The organism is Mycobacterium colombiense (assembly GCF_001665835.1).
Lineage (GTDB): Bacteria > Actinomycetota > Actinomycetes > Mycobacteriales > Mycobacteriaceae > Mycobacterium > Mycobacterium colombiense_A.
The window spans coordinates 1-23,013 of sequence record NZ_LZSX01000074.1 but is presented as its reverse complement, the minus strand read 5'-3'; the positions used below and the strand labels follow the sequence as shown (position 1 = coordinate 23,013).

Here is a 23,013-nt window from a genome sequence, read left to right as displayed (position 1 = left end):
CAGGATGCCACGTGAATCAGCCCCACGAACCGACCCCGTCCACCGACGCCGCCAAGGCCCTGGCAACGCTGAAGTCCCTGCCGTCGTTCGAGGACACCCAAACCCAGGTGCAGGCCGCGATGAACGAAATCACTTCGGCCACAAGCAAATTGATACCCTCGATCACCTGGGAGACCCCGCATGAGGGCTCGGGCCTGGGCTGCGAGCGACCCTACGATCAGACCGACGGACGGGGCTACTTCCTCCCCGACGAGGTGGCCGCCAATGTCGCGGTCTCCGAGCAGCAGTGGGCGAGCATCCAGGAGACCGCCAAACAGGCGGCCGCCAAGCTGGACGCCACCGACGTGCAGGTCATGCACGACAACCCCGGGAACCACGACGTGGGCTTCTACGGCCCGACCGGAATCTTCATCAAGGTCGGCTACCGGGGCAACCTCGTCGTGTCGGGCTACACCGGCTGTCGGTTGCCGCGCGACAAGAAATAGCTTCGGGCCTCACTCGAGGCGATCGTGCCCGCCCGCGGGCCTGCCGCCCGCTCCGACGGCCGCCAGGGTGGCCTCGTCCCGGCCCGGGCACACGCCGGGTTCCTCATTCGGGGCGTCGGCGTTTTCGATCGCCTGGCTGCGGCCCAGGGCGACCGTGGCCGCCGCCATCGCCGCGACCGCGATGGCGAGGACGAGCGCCGTCAGGCCGCCCACCGCCAGGTGCTCACCGAGCACGACCACCCCGAGCAGGACTGCGACGACCGGCTCGCCCACCAGCATGATCGGTACCGACGCCTGCAGCGCGCCGGCGTGGAACGCGGAGTTCTGCACCACGGTCACGGTCACCGCCAGCGCCACCAGCACATACGGGGCGGGGACGGTCATGAGCGCATGCCATCCGCCGACCGAGTAGCGGTGGGTGCAGACCTTCGTGACGACCGCGATCATGCCGAGCAGGATCGCCACCGCGACGCCCAGCAGCGACGCCCGCACCCGGCCCGCGGCGCGGTGGGCCGCGATGACGCAGGCGATCACCGACGGCACGGTGATCGCCAGCGCCAGCGTCCACGCCGGAATGGGGGGACGGCTGTGGCCCTCGCGGGGCTGGCCCACCAGCAGGAAGACCGCCAGCGCGGCCGTCAGCAGCATCGCCCAGCCCCACTGGACCCGGCTGATGCGCTGGTGGCACAGCGCGGCGCTCAACGGCAGCGCGAACAGCAGCGACGACACCAGTAGCGGCTGGACGAGCAGCAGCGACCCGTGGGCCAGCGCCATGGCCTGAAACGCGTAGCCGGCGACCGCGGCAAACGTCCCCGCCCACCACAGCGGCTGGCGGACCAGCGTCGTCGCCATCGCCGCGGACATGGCCTCATCACCCGGAACGCGCTGGGTGGCCCGCTGGCGGACCACGATGCCCACCGCAGCCCAGAAAGCGGAAAGCAAAGCCGAGAAGATCGCAACCGCGTGCGTCGTCACCCACCCCATGCCCCGAGGGGTACCCCTGACCTCGGCGGAGTTAACTCGCTCTTTCGGCGCCGGCCCGTCCCGCCTTACCCTGGGGCCGGCGGGAAGTTCGTCCCGATCGGTCGATCGAAAGGAAACATGCTGCGTAGCAAGGTATTCACCATAGTCGGGGTCGTCGCGGCCATCGTGTCAGCGGCGCTGACGCTGCTGCCCTGGATCGACTTGAGCCACTTGGGTTTTCCCATCCGGTGGAATGGTCTCGGCATATACGACGGAGAGGATGCCGGTCACTATGGCCCGTTGCTCAGCGGCATGGTGAACAGCACGCCGGGTTGGATCGTGCTGATCGCCGCGATCGCGGCCGCGGCCACGTTGCTGGCCGCAGCGCGGGCGCGCTGGCTCGGCCTCGTCGCATGCGCCTGTGCTGCGGTCGCATTCGTCACCGCCGTCCTGTGCTGGCTGTATCCGGCATTGCTGGTCGACGGCACCAAGCACGAGATGGGGGCCTCGGGGCTGGCGGACCGGGAGTTCGTGAACTCCGGCGCACTGATGGCCGAGGCCGCGGCCACCGCCGTGCTGGTGGTCTGCGCCGCGCTCGCCGCTATCAGGGCGAAAAGCGTTGCCAGTGAAGATGCTTGAGGGATCGCGCTAGGTGGGGTGCAGGCTGACCGGTATGCCGGAGGCCAGGGCGCTGCCCGAGCAGTGGCGCATGCGGGGGCTGCGCAAACACCTCACCCGCGCACTGTGTTTCGTGACCATCGGCCTCTACACGGTCCCGCAGGCTCTCGGCTTGTTCTGAGCGCGAACCAACCTCAGAACCAGGGCCCGGGGTAGTGGCCGTCCTGGTCTTGCACCATGACGATCTCCTTGCACTCGCCGTTGGACCCCGGCGCGGTCTCGCCTCGGCACACCAGGGTCCATCCGGAGATCCGCTCGAAGGGGCGTAGCGACCAGTTCGGTGCGACGGGATCGGTTGCGGGCAAGGCGATTACGGAGAATGTCCCACCGGTGCCGGTGATGTAGAGGTGGTCTTCGAAAAACGCCAGCTTGGCGATCGACATCTTCTTGGCGTCGTCTCGGCTCTTCTGGAAGTCCCACTGCTGACTGCGCAGGTTCCACACGCCGAAGCCGAATTGGGAGGTGTCCGACCCGTGGCCGTCGACGAACAGTTTCCCATCGGACAGCGCCGCGGTCAGCCCGCCGCCGGAGATCCGGTCGGAATCGCCGATCTTGATGACCGACTTGGCGTTGAGGTCGTAGAACATCGTCGACAGCACCGGGGGGTTGTACGAATCCAAGTGCGTGATCTTCACCAGTTTGTTTGGGCCGTCGGTTAATTCGGCGTCGACCGATTGCACGTCGTTGTCCTGGTAGATCGCTTCCCCGCTGGGCCGGCGCAGCTCGGCGCCGGATGTCTTACCGGGCTCGGTGTTGCGCTGGAACGCGAGCACGTCCTGCCAGACCCGGCCGGGCTGCGGGTCGTTCCACATCATCGACAGGTCGCCGCCGGACAGGACCACGGTGCGCGGCGGCGATGCGGCGCCGTGGCCGTCGGTGAACGCGTTGAGCCACGCCACGCCCGTGGCGGTCGAGGCCAGCCCCCAATCCTTCGGCGCGGCCGGCTTCAGGTCGGGGGCGGGCGGCAGCAGCTCCTTGGTGGCCACCTGCTGGCCCGACTTGGAGTCGAACACGTAGGCGGTGGTCGTGGTGACTTCGGGGGACGGGGCCTGCGCGGGCTTGACGGACGTGACGACGTACACGACCTTGATGTCGTCGGCGGTGCCGGTCAGCGCGCAGATGCCGCCGGTGAGGTTCTGCCCGGCCGGGATCGCCGGGATGGCGGGCGCGACGTATTGCCCGCTCTTCGGGTCGAAGATCTTCGGCCGGATGTCCTCGAGCGCCGTTTTGCCGGCCGAGAACTTCTCCGGGCAACCGAAATACGCCGTTCCGCCGTAGCTTTTCCAGTCCTTTTCCAGCGGGCCGGTTATCGGGGCGGGCGGGGAAGCGGCGCGGGCGCTGGTTTTCGGGACCGCCGTCGAGGTGGTGGGGGTGAGCGCCGGCGGCGCCGCGGTCTCCGAACAGGACGCGACGGCCAGGCAGCCGACCGCCGCGACCGCGGCACGCCCGTAGGTGAACAGGCGGTGCCGGGTCGCATGCACCCAGGCTGCGCGCATTGAAATCCCCCGTTAAGTTCGTGTAACCAAGGAGCGTAAAGCCGCCCCGATGCGACCGCGACTCGGGCGCACAGCGGCCTTTGTCACAGCGGGCGCCGGCGATACCTATCGGTCGAACTCGATGGGTAGGCTCTTCGGCCCGCTCAGGCTCACCATCGGCTTCCACGGCGCCGTCCCGGCCATGCGCGGGTTTGCCAGCCGGTTCGCGAGGACGTTCAGCGCTTCGGCGATCTCCCGCCTGGCCAGGTTCGCGCCCAGGCAGTAATGCACGCCGCCGCCGAAGGTCAGGATGGGTGGCGCTGCATCGCGGGTGATGTCGACACGGTCGGGGTCGTCGTACACCGCCGGATCACGGTTGGCCGCAAAGGTATTCACCAACACCGCGGTGCCGGCGGGGAACGAGTAGCCGTCGAGCTCGGCATCCTCGACCACCAGGCGCAGGGTGCCGCACGCGATCGGCGAGTGCCGCATCGTCTCCTCGACGGCACGCATCGCCAGCTCGGGCCGCTGCCGCAGCAGCTCCCATTGCTCCGGGTGTTCACACAGCACCTGCACCGAGGCGGCCACCTGGTTGCGGGTGGTGTCCGTCCCCGCCAGCAGCAGGCCACCGGCAAGCATGCGCAGCTCGGCGGCGTCCAGGCGGTCGCCCTCGTCCTCGGCGCGGATCAGGTCCGAAAGCAGGTCATCGGTCAAACTGTGCCGGCGGCGCTCGACCATCTCGTCGACGTAGTCATCGAGCTCGCGCCACGCGCGCATCACGACCGGCTCGACCTCGCGGAGGTCGACGGTGAAGCTGAAGGCCTTGAACACGTCGTCGGCCCACAACGAGAACTGTTGCCAATCCTCGCGGGGCGCGCCGAGCAGCGCGCAGATGATCGGCACGGGGTAGGGGCGTGCGATGTCGATGACGACGTCGCACTGGCCCGCGTCGGCCACCTGATCGACCAACTCGTTCATCACGCCGGCCATGGTGTCGTGCAGGCGCGCGACCGTCCGCGGGGTGAACGCCTTGGAGCACAGGCTGCGCAGCCGATGGTGCGCGTCGCCCTCCAGGCACAGCAGGCTGTTGGCGACCTTGTCCCACAGCGGGCCCGAGTCGATGCCCTGGGCGAGCAGGTTGATGCCGGGCGGGATGTGGAATCGGGCATCCCGAAGGACGGAACGGACCAGGTAGTAGGAGAGCACCTCGGGCCCGTGCGGTCCGATTGCGACGGGGGCCCGCCGCTGCGCCTCCCGCAGCCGCGGATAGACCTGCGCGGGTGTTTCCTCGGGGTCGTACGAAAGCGTCGGCAGATCTGCCTCGAAAACGCTTGGGGGAGCGGCACCGACGGTCATGACGGTCTCCTTGGTTCCGCAGAAGGCTGCGGACGACTTTCAGACAATGTATGGCCGGCGCGGGGGAGTGTCAACGATATCGGCCCCCGGTCGGCGCGAGCGCCATACACCAAATAGAAAATGCATTGCCTTGGCTCCCGCGGCGCTGCTCAGTCGTGCGCGGCCAGTCGCACCTTCCGCGTCGTCGACGTCTCGTCCAGCTCGACGACATCGGAGCGCGAGCGCAGGAAATCGCTGAATGAGCGGAATCCCAAAGACCTTTCGCTGAATGACGGATCCATCCGCTTCATCTGCGCCTTCACGGCGGAATTGTGCAGCCAGTCGACGTCGTCCTTCTCCAGACCGATCCGCAGCGCCCGCGTCAGCAGCGCGGTGGCGGCGGCCTGCGGGTCGGGCTGCTCGTCGGGCTCGTCCCGCGTGGTCGACTTGGCCCGGGTGGCTCGTTTCTTCGGCTTGGCCGCCTCCCCGTCGGACGGCGACGGTTCGGGCACCGGAACCCCGGGCAGCGCGTCGTAGATGACGAACTCGTCGCAGGCGGCCGCGAGCGCGCGGCTCGACGCGCCGGCCACCCCGATGCCCACCACGTACCGGCCGAGCCTCTTGCAGCGCTGGGCCAACGGAATGTAGTCGGAGTCGCCGGCCACGATCACCACGTGCGTCAGGTCGGGCAGCCGGAACATGTCCTCGACCGCGTCCACGGCCAACCGGATGTCGGCGCCGTTCTTTCCGTAGGCCGCCGCCGGGAACAGCTGCACCAGGTCGACCGCGCGGGCCACCAGCTGGTGGCGATACCCGGCGTTGATATCCGCCGACCAGTCGGCGTAGGCGCGGGTGAGCACCAGGGTCCCGAAGGACGAGGCGAAGTCGAGGATCGCGGCGACGTCGACCGTCGCCCGGTCCAGCCGCTCGGGGTGCTGCTCGAGCCCCTTGGCCTTATCCCGCTGGAACGAATTCCGACCGTGGATCTGGTCGTACCGGGAGATCACGATGTTGTCGAAGTCGAGGTAGACGGCCACTCGGGTCGAAACCGGTTCGGTCATGCCATTGATCATTGCTGAGCAGGGCCAAAGCGGGTACCCAGACCCACATGAATGAGGTGAAGGTTCTCGAATTGCACGGCGATCGCGTCGCCTACCGCGACGAGGGTGAGGGGGAGGTCCTGCTGCTCATCCACGGCATGGCAGGCAGCTCGGAGACCTGGCGGGCGGTGATCCCGCCGCTGGCGAAGAAGTTCCGGGTCATCGCCCCGGACCTGCTCGGCCACGGCGACTCGGCGAAACCCCGCACGGACTACTCGCTGGGCGCGTTCGCGGTGTGGCTTCGCGATTTCCTCGACGAGCTCGGCGTCAGCCACGCCACCGTCGTCGGTCACTCGCTCGGCGGTGGGGTCGCGATGCAGTTCGTCTACCAGCACCCCGACTACGCCCAGCGGTTGATCCTGATCAGCAGCGGCGGCCTGGGTCCCGACGTCGGTTGGGTGCTGCGGCTGCTCTCGGCGCCCGGCGCGGAGCTGGTGTTGCCGATCATCGCCCCGCCTCCCGTGCTGTCCCTCGGCAACACGCTGCGGTCCTGGCTGCGAAGCGCCGGCGTCCAGTCGCCGCGCGGCGCCGAGCTCTGGAGCGCGTACTCGTCACTGTCGGATGCCGAAACCCGGCAGTCGTTCCTGAAGACGCTGCGATCGGTCGTCGATTACCGCGGACAGGCGGTCAGCGCGCTCAACCGGTTGCGGCTGCGCGAGGAGCTACCGGTCATGGCGATCTGGGGGGAGCGCGACGGCATCATTCCGGTCGCTCACGCCTACGCCGCGCACGAGGCGCGCACGGACGCGAGACTCGAGGTGCTGCCCGATGTGGGTCACTTCGCACAGGTGGAGGCGCCCAGCCGGGTGGTGGAGCTGATCGAGGACTTCATCGCCGCGGGCGAGCGCCGCGATACGCAGAGCCCGCAGGTGTCCGGGCCGGGCTAGCCCGCCGCCGGGCACGTTCCGCGGTAGTCGACCTGCCAGTGCTTGATGCCGTTGATGAAGGATGACCGCAGCCGTTCGGGGTCACCGGCCGAACGCAGGTCGGGCATGTGGTCGGCGATCGCGTTGAACATCAGGTCGATCGTCATGCGGGCGAGGTTGGCGCCGATGCAGTAATGCGCTCCGGTGCCGCCGAATCCGACGTGCGGGTTGGGGCTGCGCAGGATGTCGAACGTGAACGGGTCGTCGAAGACCTCTTCGTCGAAGTTCGCCGACCGGTAGAACAGCACCACCCGCTGGCCCTTCTTGATGTGCACGCCGCCGAGTTCGGTGTCCACCAGCGCGGTGCGCTGAAACGCCGTGATCGGGGTGGCCCAGCGGATGATTTCGTCGGCAGCGGTCTTCGGTCGCTGTGTCTTGAACAACTCCCACTGGTCCGGATGGTCGGTGAAGGCCATCATCCCCTGCGTGATCGAGTTGCGGGTCGTCTCGTTGCCGGCCACGGCGAGCGTGACCACGAACATGCCGAACTCGGCGTCGGAGAGTCGCTGCTCCTCGGAATCGGCCTCGATCAGCGTGGTGACGATGTCCCGATCCCTGGGGCCGGGGTCCTCGGCCTTGCGTGCCGCCAATTGCATGGCGTACCACATCAATTCGCCCGCCGACGTCAGCGCGTCATGGGCGGCGAATTCCGGGTCGTCGGTGCCGATCATGTTGTTGGTCCAGTCGAACAGCTTGTCGTAGTCCTCCGCCGGTACACCGAGCAGCCCCGAAATGGCTTGCAGGGGAAGCTCGCATGCCACCTGGCGGACGAAGTCTCCCGTCCCGTGCGCGGCGGCGTCGGCGGTGATGCATCGCGCCCGTTCGGTGAGTTCGGCGCGCAACCGTTCGACCGCGCGAGGCGTGAAACCACGCGAGACGATCTTGCGCAGCCGGCCGTGCTCGGGGTCGTCCATCATGATCATCGAGGCCCGCCCCGCCTCGATCTGCCCATGCGCCACGTCTTCTCGATAGCGCGGCACGATCGACTTGGTGGCCGACGAGAAGACATCGCTGCGCAGCGACACTTCGCGGATGTCGCGGTGCTTGCTCACCACCCAGTAACCGCCGTCGCCGAAGCCTCCCTGATCGAGGGGCTGCTCGTTCCACCAGATGGGTTCCGTGGCGCGCACTTCGGCGAACTCCTGCACGGGGAGCCGATGCGCGTAGATGTCGGGGTCGGTGAAATCGAAGCCTGGCGGGAGGTTCGGTGTCGCCATGGGATATCTCCTCGACTCCGGCGGCGGTTAGCAAGATGGTAGCCGCGCGCGTTCGGATCGCCTAGCAAATCTTCAGCGTGACGCGGGGCTGGCCGTCCTGACGCTTTCGCGCCCACCGAGATTGGTGGCCGCGGTGATGACGGCGCGCTCGATCTGGCGCAGCGCGTGCACCGCGGTGAGGAAGCGCCGGGTATCGGGGCTGGTGTTGCCGCGGCCGTCGCCGTCCTGTTGCCGGGCCACCGTCTCGGCGGCGTCGAGATCGTCGGTCGCCGAGACCAGGGTGGGCGCGTGTCCGCCCTCGATGGCTTCCTGCAACGCGTCGATGTTGCGTCGCGTCTGGGCCGCGGCCGCCGAAAACGCATGAGCCAGTTCGGAGGCCAGCGAGGGTGACCCGACGGGATCCTGGTACTGCTCGGCGCTGCGCGCCAGGCTGCGGCCGTAACGGTCGCAGGCGGTGAAGATCCGCAGCGCGCGCCGGATGCTGCGCCGGCCGGCAAGTCCGGCGACGCCGGCCAGCAACGGCTTGGCGGTGACCCGGAACTGCTGCAGGTCCCGATCGAGCTGACGCGCCTGCTCCGACGGGCTGGCGCTGTCCTCCTCGCCGAACATGGTCGCGGTGGACATTTCGATCAGGCCGGACAGGCTCGTCAAGAAGGCACCGGTGTCGCTGCGGATCGCCGTTCTGGTGTTGGTCGGCAGCACCACGACGGCGACGGTCGCCCCGATGACGGCACCGATCGCGGTCTCTTCGATCCGCAGCATCAGCACGCCGAACGAGAACTGGCCGAGCAGGCCGTACAGCAGCGCCAGCATCGTGGTGATCCAGAAGGTCATCAGGCTGTACGTGACCGCCATGAAGTAGAAGGCGCAGAACAGGCACACGAAAATGCCGGCCAGCGCGGCGGTCTTGTGGCCGGTCAGCAGCGTGGCCACCAGCACGCCGCACGGCACGCCGAGCAGCGTCCCGAGCAGGCGTTGCCAGCCCTTGGTCAGGGTTTCGCCCCAGGAGTTGGTGCCGGCGAAGATGACGAACGCCGCGATCACGGCCCAATACCAGCGCGCCGGCGAGACCAGTTCGCCGACGACGATGGCCAGGGATGCGGCGACGGAGACCTGGATGGCCTGCCGGGTGGTCGGCCGCAGCCCGGTGGCCGGCTCGTCCTCGGCGGCCTCATCGGGGACGGCGTCCTCGGGTGGCTGGGGGCGCCCACCGTCGCCGTCGTCGAGGGGCCGGCCGGCGGCCACCCGGTCGACGATCGCCCGCACGTCGGACGTCGACGACGCGGCGTTGATGATCGCCAGCGCCAGGCGGCGCACGGCCGCGCTGCCCTCGTCGTCACCCGCCGGGTCCGCAGCGGGCTGGCTCTGATCGTTGAGCAGCCGCTGCGCGCAGTCGGCGGCCCGGCGCAACCCGTCGGGTTCGGGAAGCCGGATGGCTCGCGACAGTTGGGTGAGCGCATCGACGAGGGCGACCCGGGTGGGCGCGGGCATGGAATCGGGGTCCTCGCAAGCGATGACGGCCGCCCGCCGGCCTGCGGTGGCGACCCATTCGATGGACAGCTCCGCGTCCAGCAGCCAGGGGGCGAGTTGTTCGGCGGTGACGCCGGGCCACAGGGTGCCGGGGTCGGCCTTGTCTTCGATCTGGCTCTGCACCATCAGGGCGGTCTCGTTGAGCCGGATGGTGCGGGTCCGCATGCGGCGGCGCCGCCGTTCGTCGAGGCGGCCCGTGCGCACCGCCTCGGCGGTGGTGTCGAGGACGATCGCCATCCGGGCCCGTAGCGCCCGAATGGTGGCACGCAGCACCCGCTCGGGCCGATCGGGCATCACGTAGGCGCTCATCACGTACGTGCACACGGTGCCCACCGCGACCGCCCCGATCATCCAGGGCAGCTCCGCGATCCGGGCCCGCAGATACAGCGTGAAGAAGTAAGACATGAACGCGACCATGCCCAGCGCCCTGCCCCGCGCCCCGTAGCGCCGGATGTATGCCGCGGTGAACACGACGATCACGAAGACGACGTCGCTGGCCACCGTGTGCGGCGCCAGCACCGCGGCGGCGGTGATGGATGCCGCTGCGGGAAGGGGCAGCAGCGCCATGGTGATCCGCTGCTGGTGCGGGTCGGGTTCGTTGACGGAGCGCGACGCGACCATGGTGATGACGACGCCCAGCAGGGCGACGGTCAGCGGTTGTCCCGTCGCCCTGGTGAGGATGAAGAGCGCCAGCAGGGAGAGGCCGAGCGCGGCGGTCGTCCGAGCGGCCATTCGCAGCCGAAGCAAGCCAGGATCGGAACCGATCACCCAGTTGCGGGCGCGTTCGTAAAGAACAGTTATCGGAGACCGCCTCTCTTGCGCGTACTCAACAATGGTTACCCGAACCGCGACGCGGCGACCAAGCTAGTCTTCGACATCGTGACCCCGCCGACGCTCGCGAAGCTGGCTGACGGTCGTGACCTGCTGTTCTTCGCGCTGCCCGGTCATTGCCCAGCGCCGGTCGAGGACCGCAGGCCGCTGCCGGCGCACGAGCCCACCGCGCAGTCGCAGCTGCGGTTCGACAGGTCCACCGGGCAGTGGGTGATCATCGCGGCGCTGCGCAAGGACCGCACCTACAAGCCGCCACCGGAGGCGTGCCCGCTGTGCCCGGGCCCGACCGGACTGACCAGTGAGGTGCCCGCCGCCGACTACGACGTCGTCGTGTTCGAGAACCGATTTCCCAGCCTGTCCGGCGCGCTGCCGTCGCTGCCCGCCTCGGCGCCCGTGCCCGCCGAGGATGGCTTCGTGACCGCGCCCGGGCACGGCCGCTGCGAGGTGATCTGCTTCTCCGCCGACCACACCGGGTCCGTCGCCCAGCTGGAGCCGGCGCACGCGCGGCTGGTAGTCGAGGCGTGGCGGCATCGCACCGCCGACCTGATGGCCAGGCCGGGCATCGAGCAGGTGTTCTGTTTCGAGAACCGCGGTGACGAAATCGGGGTGACGTTGACCCATCCGCACGGGCAGATCTACGGCTATCCCTATCTGACCCCGCGCACCGCCACCATGCTGAAGCAAGCTCGTCAGCATCGAAACCGGCACGGCAGCAACCTGTTCGGCGATCTGCTGGCCCGTGAGGTCGCCGACGGCAGCCGCATCGTCGCGCGCAACGAGCTGTTCACCGCGTTCGTGCCGTTCGCGGCGCGCTGGCCGGTCGAGGTGCACATCTACCCGAACCGGTTCGTGCGCAACCTGACCGAACTCGACGAGGACGAGATGGATGCGTTCGTGGGCGTGTACCTCGACGTGCTCGGCCGGTTCGACCGGATGTATTCCACGCCGCTGCCCTACATTTCGGCGCTGCACCAGTACGCCGACACCGCCGCCCAGGCCGAGGGCTACTTCCACGTCGAACTGATGTCCATCCGGCGCAGCGCCACCAAGCTCAAGTACCTGGCGGCCTCCGAATCGGCGATGGACGCCTTCATCGGCGACGTCACGCCGGAAAGCGTGGCCCAGCTGTTGCGGGACCTCGCCCAATGACCGCGTCGATCCGCTACGCCGCACCGGGGCGGATCAATCTGATCGGCGAACACACCGACTACAACCTGGGTTTCGCGCTGCCCATCGCATTACCGCAGCGCACCGTCGCGACATTCACGCCCACCGACGACGATGCGATCACCGTGGTCAGCGACCGTGCGGACGCCCCGGTGCGGGTCCGGATCGGCACCGCTCCCGGTGAGGTGACCGGCTGGGCGGCCTATGTTGCCGGGGTGGTGTGGGCGCTGCGCCAGGGCGGTCACCCGGTGCCCGGCGGCGCCATGTCGATCACCAGCGACGTGGAAATGGGATCGGGCCTGTCGTCCTCGGCGGCGCTGGAATGCGCGGCGCTGGGCGCGATCACCTCGGCCGCCGGCGTCCGCATCGACGGCAAGGAGCAGGCCCGGCTGGCCCAGCGGGCCGAGAACGAGTATGTGGGCGCGCCAACGGGTTTGCTCGACCAGCTCGCCGCGCTTTTCGGCCGGGACGCGACGGCGGTGCTGATCGACTTCGCCGACCTCACCGTCACACCGGTGGTATTCGACCCGGAGTCCGCGGGCGTCGCGTTGCTGCTGATCGACTCCCGGGAGCGGCACAGCCACGCGGGCGGCGACTACGCGGCACGGCGCGCGTCCTGCGAGCGGGCGGCCGCAGACCTGTCGGCGTCGTCGCTGCGGGCGGCCGCCGATCGCGGGTCCGCCGACCTGTCGGCCATGCGTGACCCCGTCGACGCCCGCCGCGCCCGTCACGTGCTCAGCGAAAACCAGCGGGTCATCGACTGCGTTGCGGCGCTGAGAAATTCGGACTACCCCGAAGCCGGGCAGATTTTCACCGCCTCGCATGCCTCCATGCGCGACGATTTCGAGATCACCACCGAACGCATCGACCTGATCGCCGGCACCGCGGTGCGCGCGGGCGCGCTGGGAGCGCGGATGACCGGCGGCGGCTTCGGCGGCTGCGTGATCGCCCTGGTACCGCTGGACCGTACCGAGAACATCGGCGAGGCGGTGCAGCGCGCCGCGATCGACGCCGGCTTCGAGCGGCCGACCGTCACCCGGAGCCGCGCGGCCGCGGGCGCGGGGCCTGCCTGACCGGCGCCCGGATTTACTTGCCCGGCAATTTCGCCATTCTGCCGATGACCGCTGGTCACTAAATGTAACGTGAACCCCCATGGGGGTATCTCACTCCTGCATGTGCAGCACGGGTTTTCCCGTCCGGGCAGTAGCGATTGGTGTGCCATCGCTACCGATGCCTGCCGCCAATTTCATCGCCGTCGACGCGAAACGTTCGCCGTGGCTTGGAATTTAGAAGGCCAAGCCGCAGCGATCGAGCGGGGGCTGGCCGGCGCCACCCCGCAATGCGCGGGTTGGTTCCGCTTCTACTTCGAAGGCCACCGCTGGGTGTGGTCCGACCAGGTCCAGCGCATGCACGGCTACCAACCGGGCACGGTGACACCCACCACCGAACTGGTGCTGTCGCACAAGCATCCGGCCGATCGTCCCCAGGTGACCGACGGCATCAACGACATGATCAGACGCCGTCAGGCGTTTTCCACCCGGCATCGCATCGTGGACACCGGCGGAATGATTCACCATGTCCTCGTGGTGGGCGACACATTCTGCGATGACGCCGGGAAAGTCGTCGGCACCCACGGCTTCTACATCGAACTCGCGCCGGCGCCCGCCCGCAGCCGGGAGGATTCCATCAGCGCGAAGGTCGCTGAAATCGCCGGGCGCCGTGGCGTGATCGACCGCACCAAAGGCATGCTGATGCTGATCTACGGCATCGACGAGGACGCCGCGTTCAACATGCTCAAGACGCTGTCCCAGTCGGGAAACATGAAGCTCGGACTGCTGGCCCAACGGATCGCCGATGACTTCGCGGCGCTCGGCAAAGAGGTGATCACCGCGCGCTCGCGCTTCGACCAGCGCCTGCGTGAAGCGCACCTGCGGCCTCCCGGCACCGGCGACGACGCCGGCTGAGCGAGCTCGGTTCTACTCCACCGGGCTAAGCCGGACCGCGCCCAGATGCAGCCGACCGACCGCCTCGGCGAACTCATCGCGCGTCGGTATGCGATGGTCGCGAAACTTCAGCCCGATCATGCGTTGTGCGCGCTGAACTCCGTAGGACTCGGCGCAGCGCAACAACAGATCCGAGACGACACCCCGGTCGCGGATGAGCTCACCGCGCATCGGCGTCGACTTGCCGTCGTACACCACCTGGACGGGGGCGCCGTCGCGGAAGTTCTGCTTCCATCCAGCGCCGGTCAGCGCGTAGAGCTGATCATCAATCTGATGGGCGCTCAACGGAATTGAATACGGGTGTCCGGTCTTGCGGCCGGTGAAACTCAACACCATGAACTGCTTGCGTGCGAGGCCGGCCAGCGGACTGCGCAGCAAGAATCCCATCATCGGGTTGACCAGGCGCATCAGCGCCGACGGTGGGTGCCCGGCGTCCACCGCATACGACTGCTCTGTCATGCGTTCACCGTAGAGCCAACCGGGCCCCGCGGCCTAGAAACTCAGCCGGTGATGGTGATCTGGTCGTCGATGGTGTGGGTGGCGTCCATCAACGGCAGTTGGTCACTTTCCAGGCCTTCGGCGTTGAGCTGGAGCACATAGATTGCGCCCTGGCTGGGGATCACTACCGTCTTCTGCGCGATGACGCGGGTTTTGCCGCCCTTCTGGTACGTGCCGCCCAGCTGCCAGGCCTGGAAACCGCCGAGTGTGGCCGCCGAACCGTCACCGGGCCCGTCATATCCGGGCAAATTCTGCACCTCGCCCGGGGCGGCTTGAAGGATCTTCGCAGCGTCGACATTGCCGGTCAGCTTGGAGAACAGCGCCGAGACGGTGGGCGGATCGAAGGGATTTGCCGGCTGACTCTGCACGATGCCGCCGTAGGAGGTGCCGGAATTCTGGTTGAGCTGCCAGCCCGCGGGCACCGGCAGGTCGACGTTCGGGCCCGGATCGCCGTGGTGCACGGGCGTCTCGGAGATGTTGTTGTCCTTGACGTAGTCGGCGATGGTGTACTTGGCTTTCGCCGCCGGCGCCGCGCTTGTTGGCGATGACCCAGACGTAGAAGTTGACGCTGTCGTCGATTTGGATGTGGACGTCGAAGTCTTGTCACCGGATTTGTGGTCGTTGCCGCAACCGACCAGCGCCAAACTCAGCGCCACGGAGATAGTTGCTAGGGTCAAATGTTTCATTAATCAAACTCCCGAAAATTAAGGCCGGTACCAGCGCCAGCCAAGCTGGAATGACAGTAGCCGAAATGATCTGCAACTTTGCCGGTATCTTTTGGACCTTTTGACGGCGCCCGGCTATCCGCCGATCGTTATCCAATTCGTCGGCCAAAACGCCACCCGAATACGCCGTCATGCAGTCGTTATCCAGTATTAGACAGGTATGCGGTCGCGGCGGGCCCTCATTGCGGTCATCGCGGCGTCGGCCGTCTTCATGGTCTTCATCGCGGCGGCGCCGCCGAGGGGATACGACGGCCCGCCCCTGTTCGTGGCCAATCCCGTCGACCACGTCGCGACCCTCATCGGCACCGGGACGGGCGGCGAGACGGTGGGGGAGATCAACAACTTCCCGGGCGCCACCGTGCCGTTCGGGATGGTGCAGTATTCGCCGGACACCGCCGGCAACTACGCCGGCTACAACTACGACAACCCGCGAGCAAGCGGATTCAGCATGACCCACGCCTCGGTGGGATGCGCTGCCTTCGGCGACATCTCGATGCTGCCGGTCACCGGCGAAGTCGGCCCGCAACCCTGGAACGCCACCGAGCGGATCGCCCACGACGACACCGAGCAGGGCACGCCCGGCTACTACACGGTGCGCTTCACCGGCACCGGGGTGAAGGCGGAACTCACCGCCACCGCGCACACGGGCGTCGGGCGTTTCAGCTACCCGCGCAACGGACGGCCCGCGCTGTTCCAGGTGCGCTCCGGCTCGTCGCTGGCGGGCAACTCCCGCGCGACCATTCAGATCGGGGAGGACAACACCACCATCACCGGGTGGGCCACCAGCGGCGGATTCTGCGACAAGCCGAACGCCTACACCGTGTACTTCGCGATGAAGTTCAGCCAGCCCTTCACCTCGTACGGATCCTGGGACGGCAGTGCGGTTTACGCCGGCTCCCGCAGCGCGAACGCGCCCTACAGCGGTGGGTATGTGGAGTTCCCGCCCGGCTCGACGCTGCAGGTCCGCACCGCGATCTCCTACGTCGGCATCGAGGGGGCGCGGGCGAACCTGGCGGCCGAGGGCGAGGCGGGCTTCGACGACGTTCGCGAAGCCGCGTCGAAGGAATGGAACGCAGCGCTGTCGCGCGTGTCGGTCGCCGGCCGCAACGTCGACGACCTGACCACCTTCTACACCTCCCTGTATCGATCGCTGTTGCACCCCAACATCTTCAACGACGCCGACGGGCGCTACGTCGGGTTCGACGGCGCCATCCACACGGTGGCCGCCGGCCACACGCAATACGCCAACTTCTCCGACTGGGACACCTACCGGTGCCTGGCCGCGCTGCAGGCGTTGCTGTTCCCGGACCGGGCTAGCGATATGGCCCAATCGCTGGTGAACGACGCCGAGCAGAGCGGCGCGCTGCCCCGGTGGGCGTTCGCCAACGCCACGACCGGCGAGATGAGTGGGGACAGCGTGGTACCGCTGATCGTGAACCTGAACACTTTCGGCGCCAACGACTTCGACGCGAAAACGGCGTTGCGCTACATGGTGGATGGGGCGACCAAAGGTGGTGTGGGCCTAGGCGGTTACGTGGAGCGCCGCGGCATCGCCACCTACCAACGGCTGGGCTATGCGCCGTTCACGCTGGAGTTCGGCCGCAACGGCTGGATCGCCGACGCGTCCATCACCCTCGAGTGGTCGGTGGACGACTTTGCCATTTCCCGATTCGCCGACTCGCTGGGCGATGCCGCGACCGCGGCCGAATTCGCGAACCGGGCGCAGTACTGGCAGAACCTGTTCAACCCGACCACCCGATACATCGTGCCGCGCAGCTGGACCGGCTACTTCCGGCGCGGCCCCGGGTTTGTGGTGGCCCCGGAAAACTTCGGCCAGGTGGGGTACGACGAGGGCAACGCCGAGCAGTACGTCTGGTCGGTGCCGCACAATGTCGCGGGCCTGGTGACCGCGCTCGGCGGACGCGCGGCCGTGGCCGACCGGCTCGACCGCTTCACCGACAAGCTCAACGTCGGACCCAACCAGCCCTACCTGTGGGCCGGCAACGAACCGAGTTTCGGTGTGCCGTGGCTGTACAACTACATCGGCCAACCCTGGAAGACGCAGCGCACGGTCGACCGGGTGCGCGGGCTCTTCGCTCCGACCGCCGACGGCGAGCCGGGCAACGACGACCTGGGGGCGCTGGCCAGTTGGTACGTGTGGGCGGCGCTGGGCCTGTATCCGGCCACCCCCGCAACGCCGATCCTCACCGTGGGGGCGCCGCTATTCGACCGCATCGAAATCGCGCTGCCCGCAAACAAATCCATCCGGATCGCCGCCCCGGGCGCCTCCGGACCGCACCACCTCAAATACATCAGCGGCCTGAAGGTCGACGGCCAGGCCACCGACCGCACCTCGCTGCCCGAGTCGATCATCCGCACCGGCGGTACGCTGGCCTTCTCGCTGGCCGCCTATCCCGACAAGCATTGGGGCACAGCCGAAGCGGATGCGCCGCCGTCTTTCGGGGCGGGCAGTTCGGCGGTCGCCGTCAACGTCGATCAACCCGTCGTGACGATCACGCCCGGGCACACCGGCACCGTCACCCTCGATGCGCAACGCATGACCGACGGCGCCGACGGCTACGCCGTCACGGGCACCTCGTCGGATGTCGGGATCGGCGTGAAGCCGGCGTCGGGTCGATTCGCCGCCGACGGATCGGCCAGCGTCACCGTCCCGATCACCGTCGCGCAGTCGGTGCCCGAGGACTATTACCTGGTGTCTTTGACCACCACGGTCGGCCAAAGCGTGCGCACTTCAACGGTTCTCGTGGACGCGCAGACCGAATCCGGGAACTAGGCCCTCAGACCATCTCGTTGGTGGTCAGCCACCGCATCACCGGCCACCCGACGAACACCGGTAGCCAGCAGGTCAGCATCCGGTACAGCAGGACCGACGGCACACCGACGGCCGCCGGCACGCCGAACGCGGCCAGGCCACCGATCAGCGCCGCCTCGACCGCCCCGACACCGCCGGGTGTGGGCGCCGCGGACGCCAACGTGCCGCCGACCATGGTGACCACCGTGACCGCGACGAAAGTCGTTCCGCCACCGAAGGCCTCGATGCTGGCCCACAACGCCAGCGCCGCGCCGAGGGTGGTGCCCGCACAACCCAGCAGGATCAGGGCGAGCCGCCTCGGTTCGCGGGCGAGCTTGACCAGGTCGGTCACCACCTCGTTCAGCTTGGGGCGCACCTCGGTCGCCAGCCACTTGCGCAGCGTGGGCACGAACAGGAACGTGCCGACGATGCCCAGCGCGATCCCCGCGATCAGGTACAGCAGCGTCGCGCTCGGGACGAAATGCCGCAGGTTCATCGAGGCGCCGGCCGCGGCGCTGAACAAGATCAGCAGCGCAAGATGCGCGATCACCTGTACCGACTGCTGCAACGCTACCGCCGCGGTCGCTCGCATCGCCGACAGGCCGCTCTTCTGCAAGAACCGCGTGCTCAGTGCCAGCCCGCCGACGCCCGCCGGAGTGGTGGTCGCGGCAAAGGTGTTGGCCACCTGGGCGATTGACAGCATCCAGAAGTTCACCATGCCGTCGGCGCAGGCCCACAGCGCGGCGGCCGCCCCGACGTAGGTCAGCGCCGACACCAGCAGGCCCAGCAGCGCCCACGACCAGTTCGCGGTCCTCAGCTGGGAGAAGAACGTCGGCGCCGTGCTGATGAAGGGGTACGCGACATAGACCAGCGCGCCGAAGAGCACCAGCTGGACGATCTGGCTGCGGGTGAACCTGGTGATGGTCTGGGACTTGATCTGATCGGCGCCGGTTTGGCGCTTGACTTCGGCCCGCGCACCGGAGATGACGGCACCGGCGTCCGGGACCGAACGTCGAATGTATCGCGGCACAGCGACTTTCGTGAGTCGGCGGGAGGCGCTCAGGATGGTGTCCTTGCCAAACACCTCGATTGCCGCGCGCACCGCGGACGTCGGCTCGTAGAGGGCGGAGGTGGTCACCAGTAGCTGCGCGATGTCGGATTGGAGTTGGGCGTCGGTCGCTCCGTATTCGGCCCTGCCGAACCCGCCGAACATCACGGTGTCGTCCTCCACCGTGATCTGGTGGCTGCGCAGGTCCCCGTGGGCGATCTGGCGGTCGTTGAGGCCCCGCAGCGACTCCCACAGCCGGCCAACGGGAGTCGTCTTCGCGCATTCATCGATGGGTGTGCCGCGAGGGGGCCGGTGCGAGTAGAGCATCCACCCCCGGTCCAGCGAGGCGACGGCGACCGTCGCCGTGTTGGCCAGGCCCGCGTCACCGATCGCGATCGCCATCAACGCGCGATGCTCCACGGCCCGGCGCATGGAAGTCACCAGGGGCGCGGTCTCGGCGTCGCGCAGCCGCAGCTTTCCCCACACCTGGCGCAGCGCCCCGCCGCTGCGTTGATGCGGGCCGTACAGCTCGATCAGCGCCGTCTCCCCGAGATGTTCGCCGTCGGCCGAAAGAATCAGCGGGCCGCGGCCGGCCGGCCGGACCACGGTGAGGCGCGAGACGGCGAAGCCGGCCTTGGCCAGGGCGCGCACCGCGGCGTCCAGCGGGACCTCCAGCGCGGGAGTGCCGACGACGAGCACCACCAGCGCGCCGACGACCCACCCGACCGCCAGACCGACCAACGAGCGCGCTGGGACGATGGCGCTGACCACCAGATGGATCGGGACGAAGGCCAGCAGCAACGCCCACCACCAGTGCCGCCAGCGCGCCGGCAGCCAGGGACCCGAAACCGTCAGCACCGCCGCCAGCATCCCGATCCACCGAGGGTCGTCGAGCAACTGCGCCGGCAGCGTGGTCAGCCGGTCGAGGGCGTCGAAGTGCCACCGCGGCGCGGCAAGGCCGGTGCCGCTGATCGACAGCAAGACGATCGCGCTCAACCCCGCGCTGGCGTACGCGCCCAGCAGTTTCCATTGCCCGGCGACGATCAGGCCGATGAGGATCATGAACGGCAATGCCACGATCGCCAATCCGTAGATCAGGTACACCACATCGGATTGCGTCGGCGACAAAACGCCGACGATCTGCGATACGGATTTCTCCAGCGCGATCCACTGCGGGCGGGTGATCACCGAACCCGTGATCACCACCGCCAGGAACAGCAACGCCAGCATCAGCCGCAGGATGTCGTTGGTCCGCCGGGTCAACGGCTGCAGCAAGTTGCCGGAGACGACGATGTCGCGCCCCTCAACTCGCATGTACTAACGATCCTTCGGATTCGCGCTGACACCGTGCTTTCGACCTGCTAAACGGCCCGCCGACAAGTTAACTCAATACCCGGTCCGTTGACAGCTCCCACTCATCCGGCGCGCGTAGGGTCGGGTACGTAGGCGTGCTAGCGAATTTGGGAGGCACCGGCGTGGCCAGGACGGACAACGACAGCTGGGAGATCACCGAGAGCGTGGGGGCGACGGCGCTCGGCGTCGCGGCGGCCCGGGCCGCGGAAACCGAAAGCGAGAACCCGCTGATCAGCGACCCGTTCGCGCGGGTGTTCCTGCAGGCCGCCGGGAAAGGCATTTGGGACTGGTTCGCGGCCCCCAACCTGCCCGCCCAGATCGCCGAGATCGATCCGGACCTCAAGCCGCGAATGCAGGGCATGGTCGACTACATGGCCGCGCGGACGGCCTTCTTCGACCAGTTCTTCCTCGACGCCACCGGCACGGGCGTGCGGCAGGTGGTGATCCTGGCGGCCGGGTTGGACTCGCGGGCGTGGCGGCTGCCCTGGCCGGACGGCACCACGGTGTACGAGCTGGACCAGCCCCGGGTGCTGGACTTCAAGGCGTCGACGCTGCGCGACAAGGGCGCCCAGCCAACCTGCGAGCTGGTCAGCGTTCCCGTCGACCTACGTCACGACTGGCCGTCCGCTTTGCAGCGGGCCGGATTTGACGCCGAAGCGCCCAGCGTGTGGTCGGCCGAGGGGCTGTTGCCGTTTCTGCCGGCGGCCGCCCAGGAACTGTTGTTCGAGCGGGTACAGGCGCTCAGCGCGCCAGGCAGCCGGATCGCCGTGGAGGCGCCCGGACCCGACTTCCTCGACGAGGGCGCCCGCGACCGGCAGCGCCAGACCATGCAGCGGGTGCGCGACCTGATGGCCGAACTGGAGCCCGACCGCGACATTCCCGACGTGCAAGACCTCTGGTACTTCGAGGAACGTGAAGACGTGGGTGACTGGCTGGGCCGGCACGGCTGGGACGTGACGGTCACCCCGGCGCCGGAACTGATGGCCGGCTACGACCGCAGACCACCACAAGACATCGACCACGCCACACCGCAGACGCGGTTCGTGGCGGCGCAGCGGAAGGGAAGGGAGTGAGGATGGCGAGGACCGACAACGACAGCTGGGAGATCACCGAAAGCGTGGGGGCTACCGCGCTGGGGGTCGCTTCGGCCCGCGCGGCGGAAACCCGCAACGAAAACCCTTTGATCACAGACCCGTTCGCCCAGGTGTTCCTCGACGCCGCGGGCGACGGCGTGTGGAACTGGCACTCCGCGGGCCAGCTGCCGGACGAGGTCATCGAGGCCGAACCGACGTTGCCGCTGCAGATGCAATCGATGGTCGGCTACATGGCCTCGCGCACAGCGTTTTTCGACAAGTTCTTCCTCGACGCCGCCGGCGCGGGCATTCGCCAGGCGGTGATCCTGGCGGCCGGCCTGGACGCGCGGTCCTGGCGGCTGCCCTGGCCGGCGGGCATCACGGTCTACGAGCTCGACCAGCCCCGGGTGCTGGACTTCAAGGCGTCCACGTTGGCCGAGCATGGGGCGCAGCCCGCCTGCAACCGGGTCGCGGTTCCGGTGGACCTGCGCCAGGATTGGCCGGCCGCGTTGCGGCAGGCGGGTTTTGACGCGTCGGCGCCCAGCGTCTGGTCGGCCGAGGGGCTGATGCCGTATCTGCCCGCCACCGCCCAGGACCTGCTGTTCGACCGCATCCAGGGGCTGACCGTTCCCGGCAGCCGGGTCGCCGTGGAGGCGCTGGGTCCGACCTTCCTCGACCCGCAGTTCCGCGCCAAGCGCCGTGAGCGGATGGACCGGATCCGCGGGCTGATGGCCGGCGTGGATCCGGACCGCGAGGTGCCCCGGACCGACGAGCTCTGGTATTTCGAGGAACGCGAGGACGTCGGCGAGTGGTTCGGCCGGCACGGCTGGGAGGTGACGGTGACGCCGGCCGACGAGCTGATGGCCGGCTACGGGCGCGCGGCGCCCGAGGAGGTCCGGGACTATGTGCCCGCGAATCTGTTTGTGGCAGCGCAACGGACGGCGAGTTAGCCGCCGACGCAAGCTCGGCCGCGGCGATCGCAAGGGCGGCGCGGCCGCCGAACGGCGTTATCGGCTTCGACCTGTAGTTCGATGCCGACGAGTCGCCGGATGCCGTCTTTCTTTACGCCATGGATCAACCGGTCACGTCGACCAGCCGGTGCGTGATTGACCGTCGGCCCCGATGTCCACGACGCGGTGGGCAGCCGGTAGCGCGAGCGAATGTGTTGATGCCTCAACGTGTTTAAGCTTCGCATCGCCGGTAGTGACCGGTCCCGGTCGCCAAGCTAGTTGTTTGTCGGTGGTGGTTGGGGTTGGAAGGGTTCGTACCACCACCAGTCGGCGCGCTCGCCGGTAGGTCCCGGGCAGGGCGCCACCGCGGGCGGGGGTTGAGTTGGTGGGCGCGCCAGCGATCCCGGGCTCAGTGGTCGGCCGGCGTTGTCGGTGACGATGAGGTCGTCTGCGGGTCCGGTGATGGTGAGGACGCCGCGATGGTGCAGCCGGTGATGATAGGGGCATAGCAGCACCAGGTTGGCCAACTCCGTGGGGCCGCCGTCTTCCCAGTGCCGGATGTGATGGGCGTGCAGACCACGGGTGACACCACAGCCAGGCACCGCGCACATGCGGTCGCGGTGCTCCAGCGCGCGGCGAAGCCGCCGGTTGACCAGCCGGGACGCCCGGCCGGCACCAATGACCTGGCCGCGGCGTTCGAACCAGACTTCACACGTCGCATCACACGTCAGGTAACGACGTTCGGCGTCGGTCAGCAGCGGACCCAAATGCAGTGCCGCAGCGCGCTGCTCAACATCGACATGCACCACCACGGTGGTGTGCTGCCCGTGTGGCCGGCGGGCCG

The 23,013-nt window shown here is 68.3% G+C and carries 20 protein-coding genes; 10 read left to right on the top strand and 10 right to left on the bottom strand.

Features of this window, described 5'->3' with window-relative positions; all coding sequences use genetic code 11:
* The first annotated feature begins 11 nt into the window (after positions 1-11).
* Positions 12-485, top strand: a complete 474-nt coding sequence (locus A5760_RS17155; RefSeq protein WP_064882885.1) for an LppA family lipoprotein — start codon at positions 12-14, stop codon at positions 483-485.
* Between the two features lie 9 nt (positions 486-494).
* Here the strand turns inward: A5760_RS17155 and A5760_RS17150 are convergent, their stop codons facing one another.
* A complete protein-coding gene (locus A5760_RS17150) occupies positions 495-1,469 on the bottom strand; it encodes a DMT family transporter (RefSeq protein ID WP_064882883.1) in 975 nt (324 codons plus the stop codon).
* A 117-nt stretch (positions 1,470-1,586) separates the two neighbouring features.
* On the opposite strand from A5760_RS17150, the gene A5760_RS17145 reads away from it, so the two are divergent.
* Together A5760_RS17145 and A5760_RS27595 are read left to right on the top strand one after the other, a co-directional pair.
* The gene (locus A5760_RS17145) at positions 1,587-2,087 is read left to right on the top strand and encodes a hypothetical protein (RefSeq protein WP_064882881.1); all 501 of its coding nucleotides are present in this window, start codon (positions 1,587-1,589) and stop codon (positions 2,085-2,087) included.
* A 34-nt stretch (positions 2,088-2,121) separates the two neighbouring features.
* Positions 2,122-2,247 carry a hypothetical protein gene (locus tag A5760_RS27595; RefSeq protein ID WP_269199195.1) on the top strand — a complete coding sequence of 42 codons (126 nt, stop codon included), beginning with the start codon at positions 2,122-2,124 and terminating at the stop codon, positions 2,245-2,247.
* Positions 2,248-2,260: 13 nt separating this feature from the next.
* On the opposite strand, the gene A5760_RS17140 is transcribed toward A5760_RS27595, so the two are convergent.
* From A5760_RS17140 to A5760_RS17130, 3 genes are all read right to left on the bottom strand, one after another.
* Positions 2,261-3,622, bottom strand: coding sequence for a hypothetical protein (locus A5760_RS17140; protein WP_064882880.1), 1,362 nt, complete (start codon positions 3,620-3,622; stop codon positions 2,261-2,263).
* Between the two features lie 105 nt (positions 3,623-3,727).
* Entirely contained in the window at positions 3,728-4,957 is a 1,230-nt protein-coding gene (locus tag A5760_RS17135) for a cytochrome P450 (protein WP_064882878.1), read from the bottom strand.
* Between the two features lie 149 nt (positions 4,958-5,106).
* On the bottom strand, positions 5,107-6,009 hold the full coding sequence (locus tag A5760_RS17130) for an NYN domain-containing protein (protein WP_064882875.1): 903 nt from the start codon (positions 6,007-6,009) through the stop codon (positions 5,107-5,109).
* Positions 6,010-6,044: 35 nt separating this feature from the next.
* On the opposite strand from A5760_RS17130, the gene A5760_RS17125 reads away from it, so the two are divergent.
* A complete protein-coding gene (locus A5760_RS17125) occupies positions 6,045-6,923 on the top strand; it encodes an alpha/beta fold hydrolase (protein ID WP_064882873.1) in 879 nt (292 codons plus the stop codon).
* Here A5760_RS17125 and A5760_RS17120 read toward each other — a convergent pair.
* Together A5760_RS17120 and A5760_RS17115 are read right to left on the bottom strand one after the other, a co-directional pair.
* A complete protein-coding gene (locus A5760_RS17120; protein ID WP_064882871.1) occupies positions 6,920-8,179 on the bottom strand; it encodes a cytochrome P450 in 1,260 nt (419 codons plus the stop codon). The two genes, A5760_RS17125 and A5760_RS17120, sit on opposite strands and share 4 nt — an antisense overlap.
* A 72-nt stretch (positions 8,180-8,251) precedes the next feature.
* Positions 8,252-10,477 (bottom strand): FUSC family protein, encoded by a 2,226-nt coding sequence (locus A5760_RS17115; protein WP_064882869.1) that lies wholly within the window; start codon positions 10,475-10,477, stop codon positions 8,252-8,254.
* A 111-nt stretch (positions 10,478-10,588) separates the two neighbouring features.
* Here A5760_RS17115 and galT point away from each other — a divergent pair, with 111 nt between their 5' ends.
* The 3 genes from galT (at position 10,589) to A5760_RS17100 (ending at position 13,671) form a co-directional block, all read left to right on the top strand.
* The gene (galT, locus tag A5760_RS17110) at positions 10,589-11,689 is read left to right on the top strand and encodes a galactose-1-phosphate uridylyltransferase (RefSeq protein WP_082279512.1); all 1,101 of its coding nucleotides are present in this window, start codon (positions 10,589-10,591) and stop codon (positions 11,687-11,689) included.
* Positions 11,686-12,780, top strand: coding sequence for a galactokinase (locus tag A5760_RS17105; protein WP_064882865.1), 1,095 nt, complete (start codon positions 11,686-11,688; stop codon positions 12,778-12,780). Before galT ends, A5760_RS17105 begins: the two co-directional genes overlap by 4 nt.
* 201 nt (positions 12,781-12,981) lie before the next feature.
* The gene (locus tag A5760_RS17100; protein WP_064882863.1) at positions 12,982-13,671 is read left to right on the top strand and encodes a PAS and ANTAR domain-containing protein; all 690 of its coding nucleotides are present in this window, start codon (positions 12,982-12,984) and stop codon (positions 13,669-13,671) included.
* 12 nt (positions 13,672-13,683) lie between these two features.
* On the opposite strand, the gene A5760_RS17095 is transcribed toward A5760_RS17100, so the two are convergent.
* Together A5760_RS17095 and A5760_RS17090 are read right to left on the bottom strand one after the other, a co-directional pair.
* Positions 13,684-14,169, bottom strand: coding sequence for a hypothetical protein (locus A5760_RS17095; RefSeq protein ID WP_064882860.1), 486 nt, complete (start codon positions 14,167-14,169; stop codon positions 13,684-13,686).
* A gap of 41 nt (positions 14,170-14,210) precedes the next feature.
* Positions 14,211-14,894, bottom strand: coding sequence for an LpqN/LpqT family lipoprotein (locus A5760_RS17090; protein WP_064882858.1), 684 nt, complete (start codon positions 14,892-14,894; stop codon positions 14,211-14,213).
* A 199-nt stretch (positions 14,895-15,093) separates the two neighbouring features.
* Here A5760_RS17090 and A5760_RS17085 point away from each other — a divergent pair, with 199 nt between their 5' ends.
* Complete coding sequence (locus A5760_RS17085) at positions 15,094-17,727, top strand: GH92 family glycosyl hydrolase (RefSeq protein ID WP_064882856.1); 2,634 nt, start codon at positions 15,094-15,096, stop codon at positions 17,725-17,727.
* Between the two features lie 4 nt (positions 17,728-17,731).
* On the opposite strand, the gene A5760_RS17080 is transcribed toward A5760_RS17085, so the two are convergent.
* The gene (locus tag A5760_RS17080; RefSeq protein ID WP_064882854.1) at positions 17,732-20,107 is read right to left on the bottom strand and encodes a lysylphosphatidylglycerol synthase transmembrane domain-containing protein; all 2,376 of its coding nucleotides are present in this window, start codon (positions 20,105-20,107) and stop codon (positions 17,732-17,734) included.
* A 161-nt stretch (positions 20,108-20,268) separates the two neighbouring features.
* Between A5760_RS17080 and A5760_RS17075 the strand changes: the two genes are divergently transcribed.
* Both A5760_RS17075 and A5760_RS17070 read left to right on the top strand, forming a co-directional pair.
* The gene (locus A5760_RS17075) at positions 20,269-21,219 is read left to right on the top strand and encodes a class I SAM-dependent methyltransferase (RefSeq protein WP_064882853.1); all 951 of its coding nucleotides are present in this window, start codon (positions 20,269-20,271) and stop codon (positions 21,217-21,219) included.
* A 2-nt stretch (positions 21,220-21,221) separates the two neighbouring features.
* Positions 21,222-22,169, top strand: a complete 948-nt coding sequence (locus A5760_RS17070) for a class I SAM-dependent methyltransferase (protein ID WP_064882851.1) — start codon at positions 21,222-21,224, stop codon at positions 22,167-22,169.
* A 275-nt stretch (positions 22,170-22,444) separates the two neighbouring features.
* Here the strand turns inward: A5760_RS17070 and A5760_RS17065 are convergent.
* On the bottom strand, positions 22,445-23,013 hold a 569-nt coding region (locus A5760_RS17065), incomplete at its 5' end, for an HNH endonuclease signature motif containing protein (protein WP_155764356.1).

Coding starts and splice junctions, on each gene's coding strand:
- A5760_RS17150 (WP_064882883.1), bottom strand. CDS start 1,469: ATGGGGTGGGTGACGACGCACGCGGTTGCGATCTTCTCGGCTTTGCTT.
- A5760_RS17145 (WP_064882881.1), top strand. CDS start 1,587: ATGCTGCGTAGCAAGGTATTCACCATAGTCGGGGTCGTCGCGGCCATC.
- A5760_RS27595 (WP_269199195.1), top strand. CDS start 2,122: ATGCCGGAGGCCAGGGCGCTGCCCGAGCAGTGGCGCATGCGGGGGCTG.
- A5760_RS17140 (WP_064882880.1), bottom strand. CDS start 3,622: ATGCGCGCAGCCTGGGTGCATGCGACCCGGCACCGCCTGTTCACCTAC.
- A5760_RS17135 (WP_064882878.1), bottom strand. CDS start 4,957: ATGACCGTCGGTGCCGCTCCCCCAAGCGTTTTCGAGGCAGATCTGCCG.
- A5760_RS17130 (WP_064882875.1), bottom strand. CDS start 6,009: ATGATCAATGGCATGACCGAACCGGTTTCGACCCGAGTGGCCGTCTAC.
- A5760_RS17125 (WP_064882873.1), top strand. CDS start 6,045: ATGAATGAGGTGAAGGTTCTCGAATTGCACGGCGATCGCGTCGCCTAC.
- A5760_RS17120 (WP_064882871.1), bottom strand. CDS start 8,179: ATGGCGACACCGAACCTCCCGCCAGGCTTCGATTTCACCGACCCCGAC.
- A5760_RS17105 (WP_064882865.1), top strand. CDS start 11,686: ATGACCGCGTCGATCCGCTACGCCGCACCGGGGCGGATCAATCTGATC.
- A5760_RS17095 (WP_064882860.1), bottom strand. CDS start 14,169: ATGACAGAGCAGTCGTATGCGGTGGACGCCGGGCACCCACCGTCGGCG.
- A5760_RS17090 (WP_064882858.1), bottom strand. CDS start 14,894: ATGAAACATTTGACCCTAGCAACTATCTCCGTGGCGCTGAGTTTGGCG.
- A5760_RS17085 (WP_064882856.1), top strand. CDS start 15,094: ATGCGGTCGCGGCGGGCCCTCATTGCGGTCATCGCGGCGTCGGCCGTC.
- A5760_RS17080 (WP_064882854.1), bottom strand. CDS start 20,107: ATGCGAGTTGAGGGGCGCGACATCGTCGTCTCCGGCAACTTGCTGCAG.
- A5760_RS17070 (WP_064882851.1), top strand. CDS start 21,222: ATGGCGAGGACCGACAACGACAGCTGGGAGATCACCGAAAGCGTGGGG.